This is a genomic window from Sinorhizobium sp. GQ132 (assembly GCF_059758575.1).
The window spans coordinates 160,714-180,655 of sequence record NZ_JCAXDX010000006.1; the positions used below are offsets into that span (position 1 = coordinate 160,714).

The 19,942-nt window shown below is 62.9% G+C and carries 17 protein-coding genes; 4 read left to right on the forward strand and 13 right to left on the reverse strand.

Annotation, left to right across the window (positions count from 1 at the left end):
* Positions 1 to 24: 24 nt before the first annotated feature.
* Both AC6CIG_RS17335 and AC6CIG_RS17340 read left to right on the forward strand, forming a co-directional pair.
* A complete protein-coding gene (locus AC6CIG_RS17335; protein WP_018097887.1) occupies positions 25 to 825 on the forward strand; it encodes an inositol monophosphatase family protein in 801 nt (266 codons plus the stop codon).
* A 127-nt stretch (positions 826 to 952) separates the two neighbouring features.
* Positions 953 to 1,750, forward strand: a complete 798-nt coding sequence (locus tag AC6CIG_RS17340) for a potassium channel family protein (RefSeq protein WP_498323272.1) — start codon at positions 953 to 955, stop codon at positions 1,748 to 1,750.
* Positions 1,751 to 1,839: 89 nt separating this feature from the next.
* Here AC6CIG_RS17340 and AC6CIG_RS17345 read toward each other — a convergent pair whose 3' ends face one another.
* The 13 genes from AC6CIG_RS17345 to AC6CIG_RS17405 all read right to left on the reverse strand — a co-directional run bounded on the left by AC6CIG_RS17345 (position 1,840) and on the right by AC6CIG_RS17405 (position 17,837).
* Complete coding sequence (locus tag AC6CIG_RS17345; protein ID WP_498323138.1) at positions 1,840 to 2,625, reverse strand: COG3904 family protein; 786 nt, start codon at positions 2,623 to 2,625, stop codon at positions 1,840 to 1,842.
* A complete protein-coding gene (locus tag AC6CIG_RS17350) occupies positions 2,612 to 3,907 on the reverse strand; it encodes a hypothetical protein (RefSeq protein WP_026168907.1) in 1,296 nt (431 codons plus the stop codon). Before AC6CIG_RS17350 ends, AC6CIG_RS17345 begins: the two co-directional genes overlap by 14 nt.
* A 122-nt stretch (positions 3,908 to 4,029) precedes the next feature.
* Entirely contained in the window at positions 4,030 to 5,592 is a 1,563-nt protein-coding gene (locus AC6CIG_RS17355; RefSeq protein WP_018097891.1) for an adenylate/guanylate cyclase domain-containing protein, read from the reverse strand.
* Between the two features lie 8 nt (positions 5,593 to 5,600).
* Positions 5,601 to 5,966, reverse strand: a complete 366-nt coding sequence (locus AC6CIG_RS17360; RefSeq protein WP_018097892.1) for a response regulator — start codon at positions 5,964 to 5,966, stop codon at positions 5,601 to 5,603.
* A gap of 24 nt (positions 5,967 to 5,990) precedes the next feature.
* Positions 5,991 to 8,744, reverse strand: a complete 2,754-nt coding sequence (locus tag AC6CIG_RS17365) for a response regulator (protein ID WP_498323140.1) — start codon at positions 8,742 to 8,744, stop codon at positions 5,991 to 5,993.
* Entirely contained in the window at positions 8,741 to 9,499 is a 759-nt protein-coding gene (locus AC6CIG_RS17370) for a Tll0287-like domain-containing protein (protein ID WP_018097894.1), read from the reverse strand. Before AC6CIG_RS17370 ends, AC6CIG_RS17365 begins: the two co-directional genes overlap by 4 nt.
* Positions 9,500 to 9,621: 122 nt before the next feature.
* Positions 9,622 to 11,541 (reverse strand): D-apionate lactonase, encoded by a 1,920-nt coding sequence (gene apnL, locus AC6CIG_RS17375; protein ID WP_498323141.1) that lies wholly within the window; start codon positions 11,539 to 11,541, stop codon positions 9,622 to 9,624.
* Positions 11,538 to 12,572 (reverse strand): Gfo/Idh/MocA family protein, encoded by a 1,035-nt coding sequence (locus AC6CIG_RS17380; protein WP_033047669.1) that lies wholly within the window; start codon positions 12,570 to 12,572, stop codon positions 11,538 to 11,540. The genes apnL and AC6CIG_RS17380 overlap by 4 nt, the downstream gene beginning before the upstream one ends.
* A 5-nt stretch (positions 12,573 to 12,577) precedes the next feature.
* Positions 12,578 to 13,642 (reverse strand): ABC transporter permease, encoded by a 1,065-nt coding sequence (locus tag AC6CIG_RS17385; RefSeq protein WP_018097897.1) that lies wholly within the window; start codon positions 13,640 to 13,642, stop codon positions 12,578 to 12,580.
* Positions 13,642 to 15,192, reverse strand: coding sequence for a sugar ABC transporter ATP-binding protein (locus tag AC6CIG_RS17390; RefSeq protein ID WP_498323144.1), 1,551 nt, complete (start codon positions 15,190 to 15,192; stop codon positions 13,642 to 13,644). Before AC6CIG_RS17390 ends, AC6CIG_RS17385 begins: the two co-directional genes overlap by 1 nt.
* On the reverse strand, positions 15,189 to 15,833 hold the full coding sequence (locus AC6CIG_RS17395) for a DUF2291 family protein (RefSeq protein ID WP_498323146.1): 645 nt from the start codon (positions 15,831 to 15,833) through the stop codon (positions 15,189 to 15,191). The genes AC6CIG_RS17390 and AC6CIG_RS17395 overlap by 4 nt, the downstream gene beginning before the upstream one ends.
* A 165-nt stretch (positions 15,834 to 15,998) precedes the next feature.
* Positions 15,999 to 16,940 carry a D-ribose ABC transporter substrate-binding protein gene (locus AC6CIG_RS17400; RefSeq protein ID WP_014527519.1) on the reverse strand — a complete coding sequence of 314 codons (942 nt, stop codon included), beginning with the start codon at positions 16,938 to 16,940 and terminating at the stop codon, positions 15,999 to 16,001.
* 69 nt (positions 16,941 to 17,009) lie between these two features.
* The gene (locus AC6CIG_RS17405; RefSeq protein ID WP_324764204.1) at positions 17,010 to 17,837 is read right to left on the reverse strand and encodes a phosphogluconate dehydrogenase C-terminal domain-containing protein; all 828 of its coding nucleotides are present in this window, start codon (positions 17,835 to 17,837) and stop codon (positions 17,010 to 17,012) included.
* A 167-nt stretch (positions 17,838 to 18,004) separates the two neighbouring features.
* Between AC6CIG_RS17405 and AC6CIG_RS17410 the strand changes: the two genes are divergently transcribed.
* The gene (locus AC6CIG_RS17410) at positions 18,005 to 18,613 is read left to right on the forward strand and encodes a TetR/AcrR family transcriptional regulator (protein WP_102764061.1); all 609 of its coding nucleotides are present in this window, start codon (positions 18,005 to 18,007) and stop codon (positions 18,611 to 18,613) included.
* A 90-nt stretch (positions 18,614 to 18,703) separates the two neighbouring features.
* On the forward strand, positions 18,704 to 19,858 hold the full coding sequence (locus AC6CIG_RS17415) for an efflux RND transporter periplasmic adaptor subunit (protein WP_437408194.1): 1,155 nt from the start codon (positions 18,704 to 18,706) through the stop codon (positions 19,856 to 19,858).
* The last annotated feature ends 84 nt before the right edge of the window (positions 19,859 to 19,942 follow it).

A 19,942-nucleotide genomic window follows, 5' to 3' on the forward strand; every position in this document is an offset into this window, starting at 1 on the left:
CAATTTGCAACCAAGGATTCCCTCATGACTTCTCACGTCGTCCCCGGGCTCGAAGCCCGCCTGGCACTGGCCGAAACCATCGGGCGCGAGGCGGGCGCAATGGCGCTCGATTTTTTCGCTCGCCGCGAAACGCTGATCATCGAAACGAAGCGCGACCCGCAGGACCTGGTTTCCATTGCCGATCGCGAAGTCGAAAATCTCATCCGCGATCGAATCGCGGAGGCGTACCCGGACGACGGCGTGCTCGGTGAGGAATATGGTCTCGTTCCCGGCCGCTCAGGCTTCACATGGGCGGTCGATCCGATCGACGGCACGAGCCCTTTCGTCAACGGCATGCCCAACTGGTGCGTCTCCATCGCCCTCGTTCATGCCGGCATACCGGTAGTGGGGGTCATCGCCGCACCATGTCACGGTGAACTCTACGCGGCGGCACTCGGCCTCGGCGCGCGTCTCAACGGCAAGGCGCTCACGCTCGATGGTTCGCGCACCATCCGCAACCACGTGACCGGGCTCGGCGCCAACAACTATGTCAAGCCGGCCTTCGTCGGACAGATGGTGGAAAACCTGCTGGAGGCCGGCGGCACCTTCATGCGCAACGGTTCCGGCGCACTCATGCTTGCCTATGTCGCCGCCGGCCGCCTGGTGGGCTATTACGAGCCCTATATGCACGCATGGGATTGTCTCGCCGGCTACTGTCTCGTCCAGGAAGCGGGCGGCTGGCACCTGCCCTTCCCCACTGAGGGAGAGAGTTTGACCCGCGGCTCGATCGTCCTTGCCGCCGCGCCCGGCGCAGTCGACGACCTGAGGAAGCTTGCGGGCGTCTGACACTCGCGACCATGCTGGATTGGGATTGCTGCCTGAACGGCACGGCTGCAACTTTGAGCTCGCCACGTTCCTGAACAGCCAAGGCATGCTCCTTGACCCGGGATTCGGCGTCCCCTATTTCAGCTCCATGGATATGACTGACCAGCTGCGGGCGCATTCGAAGTTAAATTCGACAAGGCTGGCGCTTCAGAGATTGGAACGCGGACGGGACCCGTGGGCGTTGCGCTGGCAGGCGCTGCTTGCCATCATCGACCTCAGCATCCTCGCCTTTTTCATCCTGGGCCCCTATCTGAGAGCGGGTCCGTCCTATCTCATCATCGACTACATCATCGCCGCATGGATCGGGTGCGAGCTCATCGCGAGAGCGTTGGCCGCGCCTTCGATCGAGCGTTTCCTCCGGCGGCCGATGACCTGGATCGATGTGGTCATTCTCGGCACGCTTCTCTTCCCCGACCTGCTGTTCAACTTCGCCTTCCTCAGGGTGATGCGCATCTGGGCGATCGGCAAGAGTCCGCTCCTGCTCGAAGGTCTTCGCCGCGCCGGGTGGTTGCATCTGCAGGATGTCTTCCGTGCCTGTCTGAACTTTCTCGTATTCCTCTTCGTCGTCACCGGCTTCGTTTACACGACGTTCTTCTATCACCGGGAAGGCGGCGAAGGCTTCGTCGATGCACTCTATTTCACGGTGGCTACGATCACCACGACGGGCTTCGGGGACATCACCCTGCCGGGCACGCTCGGCAAGCTCACCTCGGTCATCACGATGATCGTCGGCATATCGCTGTTCGTAAGGCTCGCCCAGGCCGTTGTCAGACCCTACAAGGTCAGTTTCCCGTGCCCTCAATGCGGCTTGCAGAGGCACGACACCGACGCCGTCCACTGCAAGGCCTGCGGTCATCTGCTCAACATACCCGATGAGGGTGACTGAGATGTACGAGGCGTGAGTCTTTCAGTGTCTCAATGAAAAAATGAAAGGCCTTTGGATACTACGCATCTCCGCGTGAAAAACCGCTGCACCTAGCCCTTCGTCTTGGCTGTCGCGACCGGCTCCGTGGTCAGATGAAAATCAACCATCTCCTTTTCAGTCAGGTAATAGAGCCTGTCCGGCGGTGTTTCGAGAGCGTTGATCCAGAGGCCCGGGCCGACTCCCATCGTATCGAGATGGCGGGCGACTCTGGCCGTGGTGGATTGTGCGAAAGACATGGCTTGGGCCGGTGTCGGCCGTTCCTCGCCGCCGCTGAAAACCTGATGCACGCCGATCAATGCGTCCTTTTCCGCCACACGCGCGACACCCCCGGCAAAAACGATCGGGCAGGAGGACGCGCAGAGCGCCTTCGATGCGACCTTGGTATCGAGCTTCTTCTCGCGGATCAGTTTCGACATCGCGAGCGCATCGTCCACCGAACCACCGGGCGAGTTGAGGGCGACGGTCCTCACATATTCGCCGCGCGCTTCGATCTCCTCGGCGAAGCGCGAACCGGCGCCGAGGTCGATCGTGCCCTCGGCGAGCAGGACGCCGCCGGATCGGAGATCGAACCTCATCGGCTGGCGCAGCACTTCGTCGGAGCTTCCCGGTTGGACTGGCGGGCCGTTGGGCGCAGCCTCGGTCAATGCCGGAGGCAGGACCGGCCGATCCTCGAGCATCGGATCGAAACCGGGGAGTCCGGCATTCATCGCGGAGATTTCGCGCAGGTCGATCAGCAGGAAGACACTCGCGGCCGCCAGCATCGCGAAGAAGGCGCCGCGCATCAGCACACCGTCGTCGATCCGGACCAGCGCCTTGATCGCTTCATCGATCCTCATGCGACCGATCCTTTGCACGCGTCCTCGGGTCGAGGCTGGTGATGTTGTTCGGCTCCTCCGCTTCCGCCTGAGCCACGATGTCGCCGAGTTGCCCGCCATTCGCCGTCACGGCGCGCTGCACTTCCAAGGCCTGCAGGAGCTCGGCCGCCGTAATGCGCTCGGCAAAGGGCAGCTTCTCCTCCTGCTTGCGGATGGCGCTGTGAACCGCGGCCAGAATGAAGACCAGCACGCCCGGCAGCAGGTCGATGGAAATGGCGCCTGCCCAGGCGGGAATGAAATCGGTCGCATAGCGCAGTACCGCCTCGGCGGATGAAAGCGGAACGAAACGCCGCTCCGCCACCGGCGCACGCGCCAGTATTTCGTCAGCCGCTTCGGAGAGGACCTTGGATTGCGCCGCCACCGAGGCTCGGACAGTCTCCATCACCCGGTCCTGGCGATTGACGAGATCCGCATCGCCGCCGTCGGCCACGGGTGCGATGAAGCCGAGCGACAGGTCGTCTGCGGCACGGCGGATCGAAGGCGCGATCGAAGTCTGTCCGAGCGACGTTATGACGCCTGTGAGCGCCACCACTTCCGAGGAGAACTGATCGGCACGCGGTGCGACCGCACCCGGCGCGGAAACCAGCGTCCGCATCGTCTCGAGCCGCTTCTGCCCCTGGTTGAAAAGTACCGTCACCTGTTCGCGGGAGGCGTTGATACCATTTTCCAGATCCTTCATCTGAGCCGACATTTGCGACAGAAGCTGCACCACGCTTCCGGACCCCGTCGTGCCGGTGAGCGCCCCCGATTGCCGCTCCGAAGCGGCAAGCTGGGCGAAGCGTTCGGATGCGCGCTGGATATCGGGCAGCAGGCTCTGGGCCGCAAGCGCGTTCTGATGCGCCTGGTCCAGGTCGGCGGTATAATCCTCCACCGTTTCCGCAAGATGCTGTTCGAGCGCGGCGGAACCTGCCAGTGCCGCCGCATTGAGCCAGCTCGACATGGCGATGATCATAGCCGCACCCAGAGCCATCACGCCCAGCATGGCGGCCCGGCCCGTATGGTGGGTCACATGCGGATAGAAGCGGGCCATATAGGACCAGAAGGCGTAGATACCGACGGAAACCGAGGCCGAATAGATGATCGCCGCGAAGAAGACCGACGTCGGGGAGCCGTCGAGAATGCTGCGGACGCCGAGATAGGTATAGACGCCCGAGGCAAGCGCCAGCACCGCAAGTGCAAAACGCGTCATGGTTTCCACGGCCGCAACACCGTCATGCAAACGTTGGGATGCGCCGAGGGCCATGAGCACCATCTCCTCAGAGGAATGTATTCCTTAACAGAGAATGAAGAAACGGGCGGAATAAAGGCTGCCCGCAGGGCGAAGAACTGGGATGCCGGAAAGAACCTTCCCGGAAACCGGAGGCGTCATCGAACGAGGTAGCTCTCGACTGCGCCTATGCCCCGTAGCTCCAGCGCGCAACGGCGCTCGAGCGTCCATTGACTGCGCAGCGCGCGCTTCGTCGCCTCGGAGATCTGTATGCAATCGGCCACCCCCTGGGATTCGAGCCGGCTCGCTATGTTCACCGTTTCTCCCCACACGTCGTAGACGAACCGGAGCCGCCCGATCAGTCCGGCGACGACTGGCCCCGTATGGATTCCGATCCGAACCCGAAAACGGTCGGGCCCGGCTTCCGTGTCCTGCAAGGATCGAAGCATGGACTTTCCGAGGGCCACGACCCGGTCGGCATGATCCGGCGCAGGCTCCGGGATCCCGCAGGCGGCCATATAGGCGTCTCCTATGGTCTTGATCTTCTCGACACGGTGCTGCTCCGTAAGCAGATCGAACCTCCTGAACATTCCGTCCAGGCGCCTGACCAGATCGGACGCAGTCGATCTTGCTGCAATGGGCGAAAAGCCGACGATATCGGCAAATAGAATGGAGACCTCTTCGAAGCGGTCGGCGATGATCTCTTCGCCATCCTGCAGCCGCACAACGATCTGGTCGGGCAGGATCGCGCGAATGAGGGAATCCGCCCGCAGCTTTTCCGCTTTTATCTCCTGGAGGTAGCGATGCTCCCGGTCGAGCCAGCGCTTCTTCTCGAGCGTGGAATTGATCCGCGCGCGCAGAAGTATCGGATTGAAAGGCTTCGTCAGATAATCGTCGGCGCCGGCCTCGATGCAGCGGGCTACCGCCGTGACATCACTCAAGCCCGAGATCATGATGACCGGGACGTGCTTCCATCGCTCCTCAGACTTCAATCGCGACAGCATCTCGATGCCGTTCATGTCCGGCATCAGAATGTCGAGCAGGATGAGGTCGAACTCGCCCTCGGCCAATTTCGCCAGCGCGGACAGTCCGGATTCGGCGGTGACCACGCGATGACCTTCGCGCCGCAGCCGCCGGGACAAGAGATCACGATTGCTGGCCACGTCGTCGACGACGAGGATCCTGCCCCCCTGCTCCGGCCATGCAATCTCTTGCGCCTTGAACAGAAGTCGCTCGAGCCCTGCCGCGTCGATTTCGGCGCGTTCCCCCGGTTGAAGCATCTCGACCGTTTCCCCGCGCGAAAGGCTGGCGAGGGCGTCGACCTGCCTCAGGAGCTCTGCCGCCGCCGACAGTATCACATGGAGGTCTTCCTTCAGCGCATGCTCCGGCGCATCGCCTGCCTCTTCGAGGATCATTTCGGAATAGCCTATGATGGCGTTGAGCGGTGTGCGCAGGTCGTGGCGGAGTCTTGCCTCCGCCTCCGCTTCTCCTTCCTCCAGAGCGCAGGCAGTGCCCTCGAGAAGGCGATCGATAAAGCCGTTCAGTTGCCTTGCTGCAGCACCGATCCGGTCGAGATCGCTCTTAATGTGGATCAAACCGAGATCCCGCGCCTGCTCGATCAGCAGTTCCTGGAAGCCCAGGATTGCCCGCGCCGGGCCGGCCAATCGCTGGGCCACGTGAGCGGCGATCGCCTGGTGCTGGAAGTCGTTGCCGGTGGTCATTTTCCCACCTATACCGCGAGCAGCTGCTCGATCTTGCGAACGAGTTTGGGCAAGTCGACCGGCTTGCTGTCGTAATCGTCGCATCCGGCTTCAAGGGCCATCTCCCGGTCGCTTGCCATTGCATGCGCCGTCAGGGCGATGACCGGTATTCCGGATGTCAGCGGATTGGCCTTGATCCGTCGTGTCGCTTCCCAGCCGTCCATCACCGGCAGGCTCATATCCATGAGGATCAGGTCCGGCTTTTCGGATGCGGCAAGTTCGACGCCGGCCTTTCCGTTTTCAGCAATCAGCACGTCGAAGCCCCGGCGAGACAGCCGCCGGGAAAGCATGTCGCGGTTCATTTCATTGTCTTCCACCAGAAGGATTCTCGTCATTTGCGGCTCTCCTCCTGCATATGTTCAGCCGTCCGCGAGGGCTTTGCCGACCGAAGCGCCCGTTCCGATCTGACGTTCGAGTGCCGCGACCAGCTGGGAGCGGCTGTTTGCGCCTTTGTTCACGACAGCGACCGCGCGGTCGCGCAACCATTTCAGCTCGTTTGCGGAGAGGTCCTTCGACGTGACCACCACCACCGGAATGTTCTGCAGCTCCGGAATCCTCTGCATTTCGCTGAGCGTCTGGAACCCATCCATTTCCGGCATCAGAAGGTCGAGCAGGACGAGACGCGGCAGAATCCGCTTCATCATTTCCAGTCCGCGGACCCCGTCGCCCGCTTCGTGTACGGTCCACTTTCTCTTGACCAGAATGCGCCTGAGAAACTCGCGGGAGGCCTGGTCGTCGTCGACGACCAGAACGTCGTGCTTGCCGCCCCCGAATGTCTCGATCGTCCGGACCAGCTTGTCGGTATCGATCGGCTTCGTCAGATATTCGACCGCGCCGAGCGAAAGACCCAGCTCGCGGTCTGCCAGGATCGTCGCCAGGATCACCGGGATCGTGCATAATTCGGGATCGTTCTTCAGAGCGCGCAGGACCGACCAGCCGTCCTGATGCGGCATGATGATATCGAGGATGATCGCGTCTGGCCGATGCTTGCGTGCGGCAGACAATCCTTCCTGTCCGTTCGATGCCTCGATCGAAGCGAGGCCCGCTTCCGCCAGTGCCTTTGCGATAAGGCTGCGGGCAGCCGGCTCGTCGTCGATGATGAGTGCGGTGCGGCCCGACCCGACCTGCGGTACGGGTTCGGCCGGCGGTCCGTCGGCCTCTCTCTCGCACTGCGCCGGCACCTCCATGGTGAACATGGAACCCTTGCCGAATTCGCTTTCGACGGTAACGACGCCGCCGATCATGCGGCAGAAGCTGCGCGTGATGCTCAAGCCCAGGCCCGTGCCGCCGTAGTTTCGGGTGGTTGAGGCATCCGCCTGGGTGAAGGCATTGAAAAGCCGTTCCTGCTGCTCCGGTGACATGCCGATGCCGGTGTCGGAGACCTGGAACACAAGCCAGTCGCGGTCCGATCTTTGCTCCCGCCGGACCCTCAGGGTCACTCGCCCGCCATTCGTGAACTTGGCCGCATTGCTGAGCAGGTTGAAAAGGTTCTGGCGCAGCTTGGTCTGGTCGGAATGCATCTCGCCGAGATCGGCTTCGAAGTCGTGCGTGAACTCGTTTCCGTTCCTGGCCATCAACGGCGCGACCGTCGCCGCAACGTCACGGAGCAGGTCGGCAACGCTGAAGGTCTCGAGGAAAACCTCCATCTTGTTCGCCTCGATCTTCGACAGGTCGAGAATGTCGTTGATGAGCGAAAGAAGATGGCGACCCGCGGACGCTATCTTGTCGAGGTCCGGGACGAGCTCCTCATCCTCGTGGTCGCGTGCCTCCTCTATCAGCATCTCGCTGTAGCCGATGATCGCATTGAGGGGCGTGCGCAACTCGTGGCTCATGGAGGCGAGGAACTGGCTCTTGGCCTCGTTTGCCGACTCCGCGTGGCTCTTCGCGCGCTCGAGTTCGACCTGCCGCTGCTTGAGCTCGGTGATGTCGGTGTAGACGGCGACCGTTCCGCCATCCGGAATCTTTCGTTTGCTGATGCGGACCCACTTGTCGCCGAACCGCTTCTCGTCAACGAGGCCGGCAGGGTCCCGATGCAGCCTTACGCGCTCGTCGACCCACTCTTGCGGCGACTTGCCTTCGAGATCCACCTGGCCCATCTCCAGGTTCTGCTCCACGATTTCGCGGAAGCTCCTGCCGCGGAGCGTATTCGGCTTGTGGCTCGGGAAGATTTCGCAATATTTGCTGTTGGCGACCAGGATTCTGTCCTCGGAATCATAGAGGACGAAGCCATCCGAAATCACCTCGAGCGCGGCTGCGATCGTCCGCCGCTGCCGCTCCGCTTCGTCTTCGAGTTTTTTCTTTTCGATGGCGCTTTCCCGGAAGAGCGAAAGCGTCCTTGCCATCGCTCCCAGTTCGTCGCCGCCCTCTTCGGGGATATCGACGTCGTAACGTCCCTCCGTCAGGTCGCCGATGACGCGATTGAGGCGCCGCAGCGGGCCGACGATAGAGCGCAGGACGAGGAGCGTCAGCAGCGAACCGATCAACACCACGCCGCCCACCAGGATGGCCGCGGTCGTGGCTGTCTTCTCGGTTTGCACGACGACCTCGTTGCGGGCAGCTTCCGCCTCGGCCTTTACCTGTTCCACGAGCCTGTTGAGATCCGCATCGACCTTGCCGCTGTGGGTACGCGCCTTTGCCAGCAAGGCGTTGCCGACGATGCGGTTGTCCTGGGTGTAGCTGTCGGCGGCCTGCAGAGCCGTTTCGACATAGGCGTCGACTTCCGTACGAATTGCCTCCACCGCCTCGGGCGCGTGCTTTGCGAGGCCCGCCAACTGTTCCTGCAACCGTTCGCGGGCCTCGTCGGCGTTGCGCTGGGAGTTCATCAGCAGACTGACGGAGAGATCGGTCAGCCAATATCTGAGATCGCCGAATGCCACATGGGCCGATGCGGCCGATGCCGCCCGATCGAAGAGCTCCCTGGTTTCGGCCATGCGCTCGGCACTGCGATAAAGCGCCTGCGTGAGAAACAGGGACGAAAGGACAAGGCTGATCAGGCCGGCCGCGGTGAGCGCGGCCACGCGGGCAGAGATCGGCAGATCGGTGATCCGGCTGTCGAGCCTTTTCGCGGGCCGGGCGGCCTGTGTCGACCCGAGCTCATGCCCAAGCGCACTCATTTGAACAAGACGATGCTGATGGCACCGCCCAGATCGCCGGCCTTGCCGCCTTCCTTCGGATAGCCGGTGACGTCGATTTCACCCTTCGGCGAACCGTGACAGGAAAGACAGGACTCCGTGTAATATTCCGGCAGCAGCATCCGGAACGCCGGGCGGCCGTTCACCTGCGTCACTTCCGTATAGAGTTCACCCTTCGGCCTCTGCGGATCCGAGAAGACCTCGTTGATGACCCGGGCCTCCCAAGCATCGGGAAGCGACTTGCGGTTGCGCACCAGAACCTCCGGCGCCGTGACCCGGACCAGCGCCTCATTGCCCGCCTTGACGGCAAATTTCTCGTTCATCAGACGCGCGAAAATGGCCGGGACGAAACCCTTGAACCCGATCCCGGGGCGGTTTATGTCGTCCTGCTCTTCATTCACGACTTCCCGCATCGCCTCGATCTGCGCCTGGAGAAGCTTGCGGTCGCGATCGCCGAGATCATTCGAGATCAACGGATGGCCGGTGCGCTCGCCATAAAGGGCGATCGCTTCGGCCGTGAACCGCTCGCCGTCGAGTTTCTTGTCTCCGATTGCCGGGTCATTGATGAGCGACTGGTAATTCGAAAGGACGTTTCGGGCGGCTCGCAATAACTCGGCAAGCCGCGTCCCGGTCGCGACGTCATCGGCCTCCTCGGCAGCAAGCGAAGGTGCGAAGAGCGCGCAACCGCACAATAACGTGACGATGCAGTTTCGCGCCAGGGCTGCAAGAGCTTCCATTTTCTTACCCCCCAGGAGGAAGCGCAAGCCGAGAGGATACCACAGGAGGGCGCGTGGAAGGAGTCACCAGTAGTCGTCGCTCTCGCGCTTTCGCGCTCAAGCCTTCATCAGACCGACGTGAATCACTGCATATCGATGCGGGCAGCCGCATAAGCGGGCAGGTCGAGGATGTCGCTTTGGTGCGCTTTCGCCTCCAGTTCCTCCGCGCCATCGCGCAACCAGGTCTCGTCGAGGAGCGTAAGGCTACGCGCGCCGGCCTCGGGAAGCATCACCCGTTGCAGATCGGGTGTGAGATTGGCAAGCAACAAGGTACTCGTTCCATTCAACGCCGCACCAAGGCCGGCAACGCATTCGGGCGCGGATGTTTCGACCGCGATCCGCATGCCGTCCGACAGCTGCGCGAGCCAGGTCAGGACATGAGACAGCGGTCTCGTCCGACCGGCTTCGACGGGCTCCCCGGCGCTGGCGATCAGCCCGAATGGTCCCGTAAGCGTCGAAAGCGTCAATAGCTCGGGCTCCGCATCGGCAACCGTCGCGGCATAGGCAAGCGTCCAGGCAGCGCCGAAGAGCGCGTTATGTCGGGGGTCCCGCGCCGCCATGGCGATCCGCTTGCCGAACGGATTGTCCTTCGTCGCGCTGCCATAGGGGTTCTGGCGCATGGCAATCGTGGAGGGACCTATGCGATAGGGCTTCGCGCCATAGATCGCGCGGACGGACCGGGTTACGTCCCGCAACGCCTCGAAGGTCTGCATCACGCTCGTGTCGTCGGCCGCATGGACGATCGGGCTGGTGCAGTGGGTGACGTAGGAAAGTCCTTCGGCGGGCACCCGCTTACGGTTGAGCTCGGTGAAATAGCTGAACATGCCGCCGCCGAGCGGCACGCCCGGAAACGCCTTCCGAGCGGCCGCATAGATGTCTTCGAGCGGCGGGCAGTCCGGCCAGACGCTACCGGGCGGCGTCGACTGCCGGTCGACCGAGGGAGAGACGGCCAGGCTTGCGAGGTCGAGGCCGCTCTGGCGCACAAGCTGCGCGATCTCGCCGAGTTCCGCATCGAGGGGTCGCTTGCATGGAACGAAACATTCGAGTGTCACCGCACAGCCCGACGCGTCGGCCACGCTTCGGAAGTGCCGAAGGTCAGTCAGACCGTGGCCGGCATCCGGGTCGAAATGGCAGACGAGGTGCCGTGCGCCGACGCGCTTCAGAAGCCCCGCATTGTCCAGCTCTTCGGCTGCAGCGTCCGGCCGCAGGCCGATGCCGATCTCGGGCAATCTTCCCGCATCGCGCCTGAGCGAAAGGCGAATTTTGCCTTGGCTGCGCTCTTCCAGCTCGGCGGTGTCCTCAGCCGCGAGAATCGAAAGCGTCACGCCCTGGTGCACCGTCTCACCCGCCTTCAGCAGATAGGGCCAGGGCAGTTCCAGCGGGCGCACGTAGGTCTTGTAGGAGCCGTCGGTCCAGTTCCGCTGGTCCTCCATCTCGAACACGTCGCCGGCGAAGCGGCACTCGGCCTTGATGCCGGGCGAAACTTCGTGGGTAATCGCCGCGATGTCCATGAACGGCTGCCAGGGCTCGATGAGGTCCGGGAAGACCGACCGTTCGACCGTGCCGTCTCCATGCTCCACCTGGACCGGCCGCCCGGCCAGACCGACGATCGGATGCAGGACGGCGAAGCCGGCGCGCGCCGTTTCGAAATCGCGATCCGGCGTGAAGCGCGCGCCGAAGACGAGGCGGTCGGGCTTCAGGTCGATAGTGGCGCTGCAATCGAGAAGAGCCCCATCCGGCGACCGGAACCTGGCGGAGTACCGAACGACTGTCCCGGCCCGGCCCTCCTCAAATGTCAGGTCGCGGATTTCCGCCTCGCAGGTGCCCCAATCCCGGTCTCGGACGAGAAAGGAGATGGCCCTGAGTACCTCCTTGCCGGCAAAGCGGATCGTGCGCAGATTGCCGCTAACGAAATCGGCGCTCAAGCGGCCCGCCTCGATCCTGCGCGCCTCCGGCTCCTTCTCGTCGGTGCCGAAGAGGAGAAAGGCACGGGAGACCGTCATCCGAGAACCTCCGCGAGTGAAACGGTCCGCCCTTCCGCCGCGCTCAGATAGGAGGCCTCGACCAGGGCGAAGGTCTCGAGATTGTCGCGGCCGGACGTATCCGGCTCGCGTCCGGCCCGCAAGGCTTCGATCCAATGCTGCTGGATCAGCGCGACGCTCTCCTGAATGTTGTGCCAGGGAGGCGACGCCCAGGAAAGGACGGGCGGTTCCACATTCGTCAGCTTGGTAGCCCCCTTCGCGTGAACGGCAAGGTGATAGCCCTGCGTTAGCCGCAAGGTGCCCTTGCTCCCGTCCACCTCCACGAGGGTCTCGGGAAAGGGCTCGATCGGCAGCCTGGTCGCGTAGCTGCAGTCGACGATCGATGTGATCCCCCCGTCATGGTCCAGGAGCATCGTCGCGACGTCCTCGCCGGCAATCGCCGGATTGACCCGGCGCGTGCGCGCGGTCACCGCCGTCGCATCACCGAAGATGTAGCGCGCGACGTCGAGCGCATGAATGCCGAGATCCTCGATGATGAAGCGTTTGCCCGTTGCGAGATAGGGCTGGCCGGAGAACACGTCGTAACCCGATCGGAAGCTTATCCGCCCCCAGAACACCTCGCCGATCGCGCCGCTGTCGATCGCCGCCTTTACCGCCCGTATCGGCGACTGCCAGCGGAAATTCTCGTGAACCATGAACGCCACGCCTGATTTCGCGCAAGCCGAGACCATTGCCTTGGCGTCCGCCATGGTGGGCGCGATCGGCTTTTGACAGATCGTCGCGACCCCGTGTCGCGCGGCCATTTCCACCAGCGCCCGGTGACTTCCCACGGTCGTGGCGATGTCGACGAAATCGAAGCCGCCATCGGCAAAAAGGTCCTCGGCCGAGGTGTAGCGCCGCTGAATGTCGAACGCGTCGCCGACCGCCTTCAGCCTCTCGGGATCACGATCGCAGATGGCCACGATGCGCGCCCCTTCGGCGTCACGCCAGCCGTGCATCTGGTTGACTGCGAAGAACCCGCAGCCGATCAGCGCGCCTTTGAGGTCTGTCATGCCCGTCACCCCTTTTTCGCAAGCTGCATCAGCGTGACCTGTTGCTGCAGCCGGCGTTGCGCCTGATCCACCACGACGGCGACGATGATCACGATCCCCTTGATGACCATCTGCCAGAAGGACGAGATGCCCATCATCACGAGACCGTCGGAAAGAATGCCGATAACGAAGGCGCCGATGATGGTGCCGCCAATCGTCCCGCGGCCGCCGGACATCGACGTGCCTCCGAGAACCGCTGCGGCAATGGCATTGAGCTCGAAGGAATTGCCCGTCGCCGGGTGCGAGGCCATGAGTTCCGACGATATGACCAGTCCGACGATCGCCGCGCAGAAGCCGGAGAACATATAGACGAACATCTTCACCCGGTCGACCCGGATGCCGGACATGCGGGCGGCACGCTCGTTGCCGCCGACGGCGAAGATATGCCGGCCGATCGGCGTATACCTGGCCACGTACGCGGCCGCGAGCGCCACGACGATGAGGATCCAGATCGAAACCGGCAGGCCGAGAAGCCGGCCGGAACCGAGGAAGGCAAAGCCCGTCGTCGCGAGTTCCGGCTTGCCGACGAGGTTGGGGAATGTCTGGCCGCCCGATGAAAGCAGGGCAAAGCCACGCGCGACATAAAGCGTGCCGAGCGTGGCGATGAAGGGTGCGACGTTGAGCTTGGTGATCAGGAGCCCGTTGACCGCGCCGATGACGATCCCGACGGCGAGCGTGATGAGGCAGACCTCGACGACGTTGAAATAGACCGTGTAGCCGAACTGCAGATCGATGCCGTTGAGGATGAGCCCGCCGGCCACCATGCCGCAGAGCCCGACGATCGAACCGACGGAAAGATCGATGCCGCCGGTGATGATGACGAAGGTCATGCCCATGGCCAGGAAAGCGTTGAGCGCCACATGCTTCGACATCAGGATCAGATTGGCGGTCGAAAGAAAGTTCGGCGCGAACATCGAGAAGAAGGCGATAACCGCAAAGAGGGCGATGAACGTCCTGAGCTTCATCAATGTGAGCAGCACCGAGCCGCTCGTCGCGTCGGTTGCGTTGGTGGTCGTCGTTGCCGTCGTCATCAGGCGTGTTCCCTTGTCGTTTTATGACCCTCGGCCGAAGCCTTCACGATCATCTCTTCCGTGGCGTCCGCGCGGTCGATGACCGTGACCAGCCGTCCGTTGCTCATGACGGCGATGCGGTCGGAGAGCGCCATGACCTCTTCGAGGTCGGAGGTGGAAAAGAGGATGGCGAGCCCCTCGCCGGCAAGCCGGCGCATGGTGCGGAAGACGTCCGCTTTGGCGCCGACATCTATGCCGCGGCTGGGTTCGTCCATCAGCAGCACCTTCGGTTTGGTCATCAGGGCCTTGCCGATGACGACCTTCTGCTGGTTGCCGCCGGACATCGAGGTCACCTCGAAGTCCGGGTTGGGTGCCTTGATGGAAAGATCGCGGATGGCCGCAGCGATCGAGGCCCGCTCCCGCGCGCCGACAATATGGAAGCCGAAGCGCACGAAGCGGTCGAGGCTCGCAAGCGTCAGATTGCTGGCGATGGAAAGCGCCTGGACGAGACCCTCGCGCTGGCGATCTTCCGGAATGAGCGCCAATCCTGCGCCGATCCTGCCCGACGTGTCGCTGGCGTCGACCTCCGTCCCGCCGACGAAGATTCGCCCCGAGGAATGCGGGTGCTGACCCATGACGCATTCGAAAAATTCGCTGCGGCCGGCCCCCATCAGCCCGTAGATACCCAACACCTCGCCCGCACGTACCGAGATCGAGACATGGTCGACCGCGAGCCCGCCGGTCCGGCGCGGCAGACAGATCTCCTCGGCGCGGAACGCCTCCTCCCCGAGGCGGTGGTCGACCGATTTGGCGAAGTCCTTCGCGTCCGAGCCGATCATCGACCGGACGATCCATCTGGTATCGATGTCCTTGACCATGGCGTGGCCGGTGATCTGTCCATCCCTGAGCACGGTGATGTAGTCGCCGATCCGCATCAGCTCTTCGAGCCGGTGAGAAATGTAGACGATCGCCACCCCTTGCACCTTCAGCTCGCGGATTACCTTGAAAAGGACATCCACCTCCGCCGCCGAAAGGGCCGACGTCGGTTCGTCGAGAATAAGGATGCGGGTATCGAGCGAGATCGCCTTGGCGATCTCCACCAGCTGCTGCTGACCGATCGGCAGGTCTTCGACGAGCGTCTCGGCATCGATCCCGGCATCGAGCCTGTCGAGGAACCCGGTGGCCCTCTCGACCTGCGCGCGATGATCGATGCCGCGAATGCCCCGGTTCAGCTCACGGGTCGCGAAGATGTTCTCGGCAACCGAGAGGTTGCCGAACAGGTTGAGTTCCTGAAAGACCATGCCGATGCCGTGGCGCTGCGCGTCGGCGGGCGAATGGAATTCCACCGCCTGGCCGTCGAGCAGGATGCGGCCGAGCGAGGGCTTCTCGACGCCGGCGATGATCCGCATCAGGGTCGACTTGCCGGCACCGTTTTCGCCGACGAGCACGTTCACGGCGCCGCGCCGGAGCGAAAGGTTCGCATGGCGCACCGCAACGATGCCCGAATAGACCTTCGTCACGTCTTCGAGGCGCAGGACGCAATTGTCGTCGTCAGCTGGGTGCATGATCATCCGCCCACCGTCAGCTGAGCCGGAACGAACAGCGGCAACTGGCCCTTGGCGGGCAGCGGATAGGCGCCGACAGCGTCGAGCTTCTTGCCGACAAGTCCGTCGCGGGACAGCTTTTCAAGCACCAGTCCGTTGACATGCGTGTTGAAGGCCTTGCCGAACTGCGCCCACTCGATCTGGTTTTTGAATTCGTTGAAGTTGACGAAGTCGAGGCTGTCGCGGATCGCCGTGCCGCGGATCGCCGGGCCGATCTGCACGCGTGCGTCCGCCTTGCCGTCGCCGTTCGCATCGACTTCCACATAGGCCGAACGCGACTTCGTCTCGGCCTTGACGATGGTGCCGGAGAGACGCGCCGCAAAAGTCCAGGGGGCACTTCCCTGCTTTTCCTTGTGGCCGTATTTGGCACCCGCCGCCTGCGGATCGCTCTCGGCGAGAGCTGTCACTTCGACGAACGGACCGGCCTTTCTGTCGAGATAGGGAAGCACTTTGGCGTCCCAGATCTCGGCGACCATGCGATTGGGATTGAAGCCGCCGGAGGCAGCCTCGGCGGCCTCTTCGGCAGTCGGCGTCTTGATGATCTTGCAGCCCGAGAGTGCCATCACGCCCGCAACCACAAGTGCGGCCGCGACCTTAAACTTCGGCATCGAAATTCACTCCATGACAGGACAGGCGCGCAGCGTATGGGCCGCGTGCCCAGCGCATCGGCCCGAAAAGCGGAGCCGGTTTTCGGTAAGCACCGTGCGCAGATTCAAAGGCTTAGCGGGTGCGGACGGTTTTCGCCCGCTCCCGCTCCAACTCCCTGGAACCGATCAATCCGCCAGCGCGAAGGTCTCGAGCTGGTCGGCGTTTTCGCTATTGATCAGCACGCAGTCCATGAGCTGCTTTTCTTCCGCCGGCGCCTTGCCGGTGGTGATGTATTCGTGAGCCTGCTGCACCGCCATCTGCGCCTGGGCGTAGGCCGGCTGCAGGACGGTGGCCTTGATGCCGCCGGACTTGATCGAGTCGCGAACGTCGTTGGAGCCGTCGAAGCCGACGACGATCACGTCCTTGCGGCCGGCCGCCTGCAACGCGGCGATCGCGCCCATTGCCATCGTGTCGTTGCCGGAGATCACCCCCTTGATGTCGGGATTGGCCTGAAGGATCGTCTCCATCTTGCTGTAGCCCTCGGTCTGGCTCCAGTTCGCCGACTGCTGCGCCACCATCTTCATCTCCGGATATTCGTCGATGACGTCGTGGTAGCCCTTCGAACGGATGCCGGCGTTGAGATCGGCTTCGCGGCCGAGCAACTCGACATAATTGCCGGACTCGCCCATCAGCTTCACGAATTCCTCGGCACCTAGCTGCGCGCCCTGATAGTTGTTGGAGACGATCTGCGAGACGGCGACCCCGGTCGCGTTGATCTCACGATCGATCAGGAAGGACGGCACGCCCGCATCCTTCGCCTTCTGGACGGCCGCGATGGACGCTTCAGAGCCGGCATTGTCGAGAATGATCGCCTTGGCGCCGCGGCCGATCGCGGTGTCGATCAGCTGCGATTGCTTGTTCGCATCGTCGTCATGCACGAGGACCAGCGTTTCGTAGCCGAGTTCCTTCGCCTTGGCCTCGGCACCCACCGCTTCGGCCTTGAAGAAGGGGTTGTCGTGCGACGGCGTGATGATGGCGATGAGATCGGCCGCATAGGCCGGAATGGCGGAGCTCGCCGCCAATACCGCCGCGAAAGCGGCGATGGTCATTCTGCGTGTCAGTTTCATCTGCTTTTCCTCCCAGGTTGAAAAAACGTCGGAGCTGTCCTCACAGGCTCCGGTATTCCGTTCGCGCGATCAGGTGATGCGGCGGATGCTGTCGGCGATCTCCTGCGGCTCGAAGACGCGTTTCCAGTCCTCGCGCATGAGCATCGGCTTGCCGAATTCGATGGCCTTGTTGCAGGCGTCGGAGAAGACGCCGGGCGTCTCTTCGAAGATCACGGCGCCGAGCACGTTCATGTGGCCGAGCAGGAAGTCGCGCGCGGCCTCTTTCGGGACGCCACGCTTGACGCACTCCTCCATCGCCTCACGCATGACGACCAGCAGCGAGGCGCAGACCGTTTCGGAGAGGCCCGGCTCCAGCAGCGCAATCTGTTCGACCGTCACCCGGTGCGAGCGCATTACCGGCGCCCAGATGACCTTTGCTATCTCCTCGCCGAGCGCATAGGCCTCTTCCGGCCCCTGCATCAGTGCGGAGACGATGTGCTGCTTGGCGGCGACTCCGCCGAAGAAGTCGCGCTTGGCCGCCGGGTCCGTCTCGTCGTTGAAGATCGGCGGGTGGCAGGGATGGGTAACGAAATAGGTAAGATCGCCGCGCTCCGGCAGATGACCAGCATAGGGTGCGGCCGCATCGAGGACGATAACCATCGTGCCGGGCTTCAGCCTATCCACAATCGCGGAAGCAACCTTGCCGATCGCCGTATCCGGCACCGCCAGAATGACCACCTCGGCACCGTCCAGCGCCTCATCGGCAGCGACGGCCTGAAGCCCGAGCTCGTCGGCCAGCCGCGCCTTGCCCGCCTCGCTCACTTCGACATGGCGCACGTCGAAACGCGAGCCTTTGAGGTTCTTGGCCAGGCGGCAGCCCATCTTCCCGCCGGCGCCGAACAGGGCAATCGATGTCATTCGCAACTCCTCAGCTATCTCGACGATCCGAATAGCCGAACTGGTATAATGAGTCAATGAGCATATCAGCAGCCGATAGCCGCGAAGTAGTCAGCGGTTGACAAGTAACGGTGTTCGGATTATCACTGACGAAATTCGAAATTCGTCACTCATCAGCAGGAGACAGGATGAGCGATCTCGCAGACAACGCCGCCGACGCAGCCCGCCAGGAAAACGTGACGCGTATTCTTGAAGCCGCGGAGCGGCTGTTCCGCCATTACGGCTATGCCAAGACAAACGTCGCCGATATCGCGCGCGAGCTCGATATGTCGCCGGCCAACATCTACCGTTTCTTCGCGTCGAAGACGGAAATTCATCAGGCGCTTTGCTCGCGCATGCTCGGGGCAAGCTACCAGCAGGCGCTGGAAATCGCGCGTCTGCCGCTCAGCGCTTCCGAGCGGCTGAGGCGCTACGGGCTGGGGCAGCACAAGCTCACCGTCGAGACAATGCTCGACGAACAGAAAGTCCATGAAATGGTCGTCGTGGCGATCGAGCGCGACTGGCACGTGATCGAGAAACATATCGGCCGTCTGGACGAGCTCCTCGCGGCTATTATCCGCGAGGGGATCGAAGCCGGAGAGTTCGCCGAACAGGACCCCGCTATCGCCGCCAGATGCTTCGGCGCCAGTCTCGTCACCCTTTGCCATCCGCAGATCGTCGCCCAGTGTCTCGCCAAGGAAAACCGCGCGACACCGGAGGAGCTCATCGAGTTCGCGATCCGGGCGCTGAAAAAATAAGGCTTGCCGCTCCAAGACGGAGCGGTTTCGGGGCGAAGCCATGCACAAAAACGCCGCGCCGCCGCAGAGCGGCCAAGGAGAGTAAGAGCGATGTTTTCAGGAAGCGCCCTCAACCGACCGTTCGCCGCCCGTCTCCTCACCGCGATTCTGCTGGGTGCCGTTCTCTCCGGCTGCTCGGAGGAGAAAGTCGAGACGAAGGAGACCATACGCCCGGTCAAGGTCGTGGAGATTGCTCCGGCCGGCGAACCGCGGGAGCTTCACTATTCCGGCTCGGTCAAAGCGCGCACGGAGATGAATCTCGGTTTCCGCGTCGGCGGCAAGATCACCGAACGGCTCGTCAATATCGGCGACCGGGTCAAGCCGGGTGACATTCTCGCCCGTATCGACGCCACCGACTATCGGCTTGCGGTCACGAGCGCAGAGGCAGACCTGCTTGCCGCCGAAAAGCAGGTGCGGACGACAGCGCTTGCGAAACTCCGGGCCGAACAGCTCTTCAGCAAATCGTTTTCCTCCCAGGCTCAACTCGATCAGGCAACCCTTCTTTACGATCAGGCGGTCTCGACGCGAGACGCCGCGGCTTCGTCGCTGAGCCAGGCGAAGAACCAGGTAAACTATACGGACCTCAAAGCCGACCAGAACGGCATCGTCACGATCGTAAACGCCGATATCGGCCAGGTCGTCGGCACCGGAACGCCCGTCGTGACCGTCGCTGTCGACGGCGAGAAGGAAGTCGAAATCGCAGTGCCGGAGACGGATATTGCCGAATTCAAGCCCGGCAAACCGGTCGGGGTGCGCTTCTGGTCGAACGACATGCTTGTGCTCGACGGCCATGTGCGCGAAGTCTCCGGCAGTGCCGATCCGCGCTCGCGCACCTTTGCCGTACGCGTCAGCCTGCCGAACGACGGGCGCGTGCTTCTCGGCATGACGGCGACGGTCGAGGCGGCTGCGGAAAGCTCGGCGCCGCTCGTTTCCATCCCCCTGAGCGCGCTGTCGAAGAAGGACGGCCAGAATATCGTCTGGATCGTTGACCGTGACTTCTCGACCGTTCATGCGCGCCCGATCAAGCTCGCCGATTTCGCTGACAACGGTGTGCGGGTCGCCGAAGGCCTCGGCGCCGGCGACCTCGTCGTTGCCGCAGGCACACAGTTCATGGCCGAGGATCTGAAGGTGAGACTGCAGGCGGGCGAACAGCAATCGGCCGAGCAGCAGTCCGCCCGGGCCGAAACGCCCGAAATTCTCCGTTAGAGCTCGCAGCAAAGTAGCGCTCTGACCCTTTGAACTATGCACTTCCCACGGAAAACCGGTTTCCACTTTTCCAGGAAGTGCTTC

Excerpts from the sequence above, each read along its gene's own strand:
- AC6CIG_RS17335 (WP_018097887.1), top strand. The coding sequence starts at position 25 with ATGACTTCTCACGTCGTCCCCGGGCTCGAAGCCCGCCTGGCACTGGCC.
- AC6CIG_RS17340 (WP_498323272.1), top strand. The coding sequence starts at position 953 with ATGGATATGACTGACCAGCTGCGGGCGCATTCGAAGTTAAATTCGACA.
- AC6CIG_RS17345 (WP_498323138.1), bottom strand. The coding sequence starts at position 2,625 with ATGAGGATCGATGAAGCGATCAAGGCGCTGGTCCGGATCGACGACGGT.
- AC6CIG_RS17350 (WP_026168907.1), bottom strand. The coding sequence starts at position 3,907 with ATGGCCCTCGGCGCATCCCAACGTTTGCATGACGGTGTTGCGGCCGTG.
- AC6CIG_RS17355 (WP_018097891.1), bottom strand. The coding sequence starts at position 5,592 with ATGACCACCGGCAACGACTTCCAGCACCAGGCGATCGCCGCTCACGTG.
- AC6CIG_RS17360 (WP_018097892.1), bottom strand. The coding sequence starts at position 5,966 with ATGACGAGAATCCTTCTGGTGGAAGACAATGAAATGAACCGCGACATG.
- AC6CIG_RS17365 (WP_498323140.1), bottom strand. The coding sequence starts at position 8,744 with ATGAGTGCGCTTGGGCATGAGCTCGGGTCGACACAGGCCGCCCGGCCC.
- AC6CIG_RS17370 (WP_018097894.1), bottom strand. The coding sequence starts at position 9,499 with ATGGAAGCTCTTGCAGCCCTGGCGCGAAACTGCATCGTCACGTTATTG.
- apnL (WP_498323141.1), bottom strand. The coding sequence starts at position 11,541 with ATGACGGTCTCCCGTGCCTTTCTCCTCTTCGGCACCGACGAGAAGGAG.
- AC6CIG_RS17380 (WP_033047669.1), bottom strand. The coding sequence starts at position 12,572 with ATGACAGACCTCAAAGGCGCGCTGATCGGCTGCGGGTTCTTCGCAGTC.
- AC6CIG_RS17385 (WP_018097897.1), bottom strand. The coding sequence starts at position 13,642 with ATGACGACGGCAACGACGACCACCAACGCAACCGACGCGACGAGCGGC.
- AC6CIG_RS17390 (WP_498323144.1), bottom strand. The coding sequence starts at position 15,192 with ATGATCATGCACCCAGCTGACGACGACAATTGCGTCCTGCGCCTCGAA.
- AC6CIG_RS17395 (WP_498323146.1), bottom strand. The coding sequence starts at position 15,833 with ATGCCGAAGTTTAAGGTCGCGGCCGCACTTGTGGTTGCGGGCGTGATG.
- AC6CIG_RS17400 (WP_014527519.1), bottom strand. The coding sequence starts at position 16,940 with ATGAAACTGACACGCAGAATGACCATCGCCGCTTTCGCGGCGGTATTG.
- AC6CIG_RS17405 (WP_324764204.1), bottom strand. The coding sequence starts at position 17,837 with ATGACATCGATTGCCCTGTTCGGCGCCGGCGGGAAGATGGGCTGCCGC.
- AC6CIG_RS17410 (WP_102764061.1), top strand. The coding sequence starts at position 18,005 with ATGAGCGATCTCGCAGACAACGCCGCCGACGCAGCCCGCCAGGAAAAC.
- AC6CIG_RS17415 (WP_437408194.1), top strand. The coding sequence starts at position 18,704 with ATGTTTTCAGGAAGCGCCCTCAACCGACCGTTCGCCGCCCGTCTCCTC.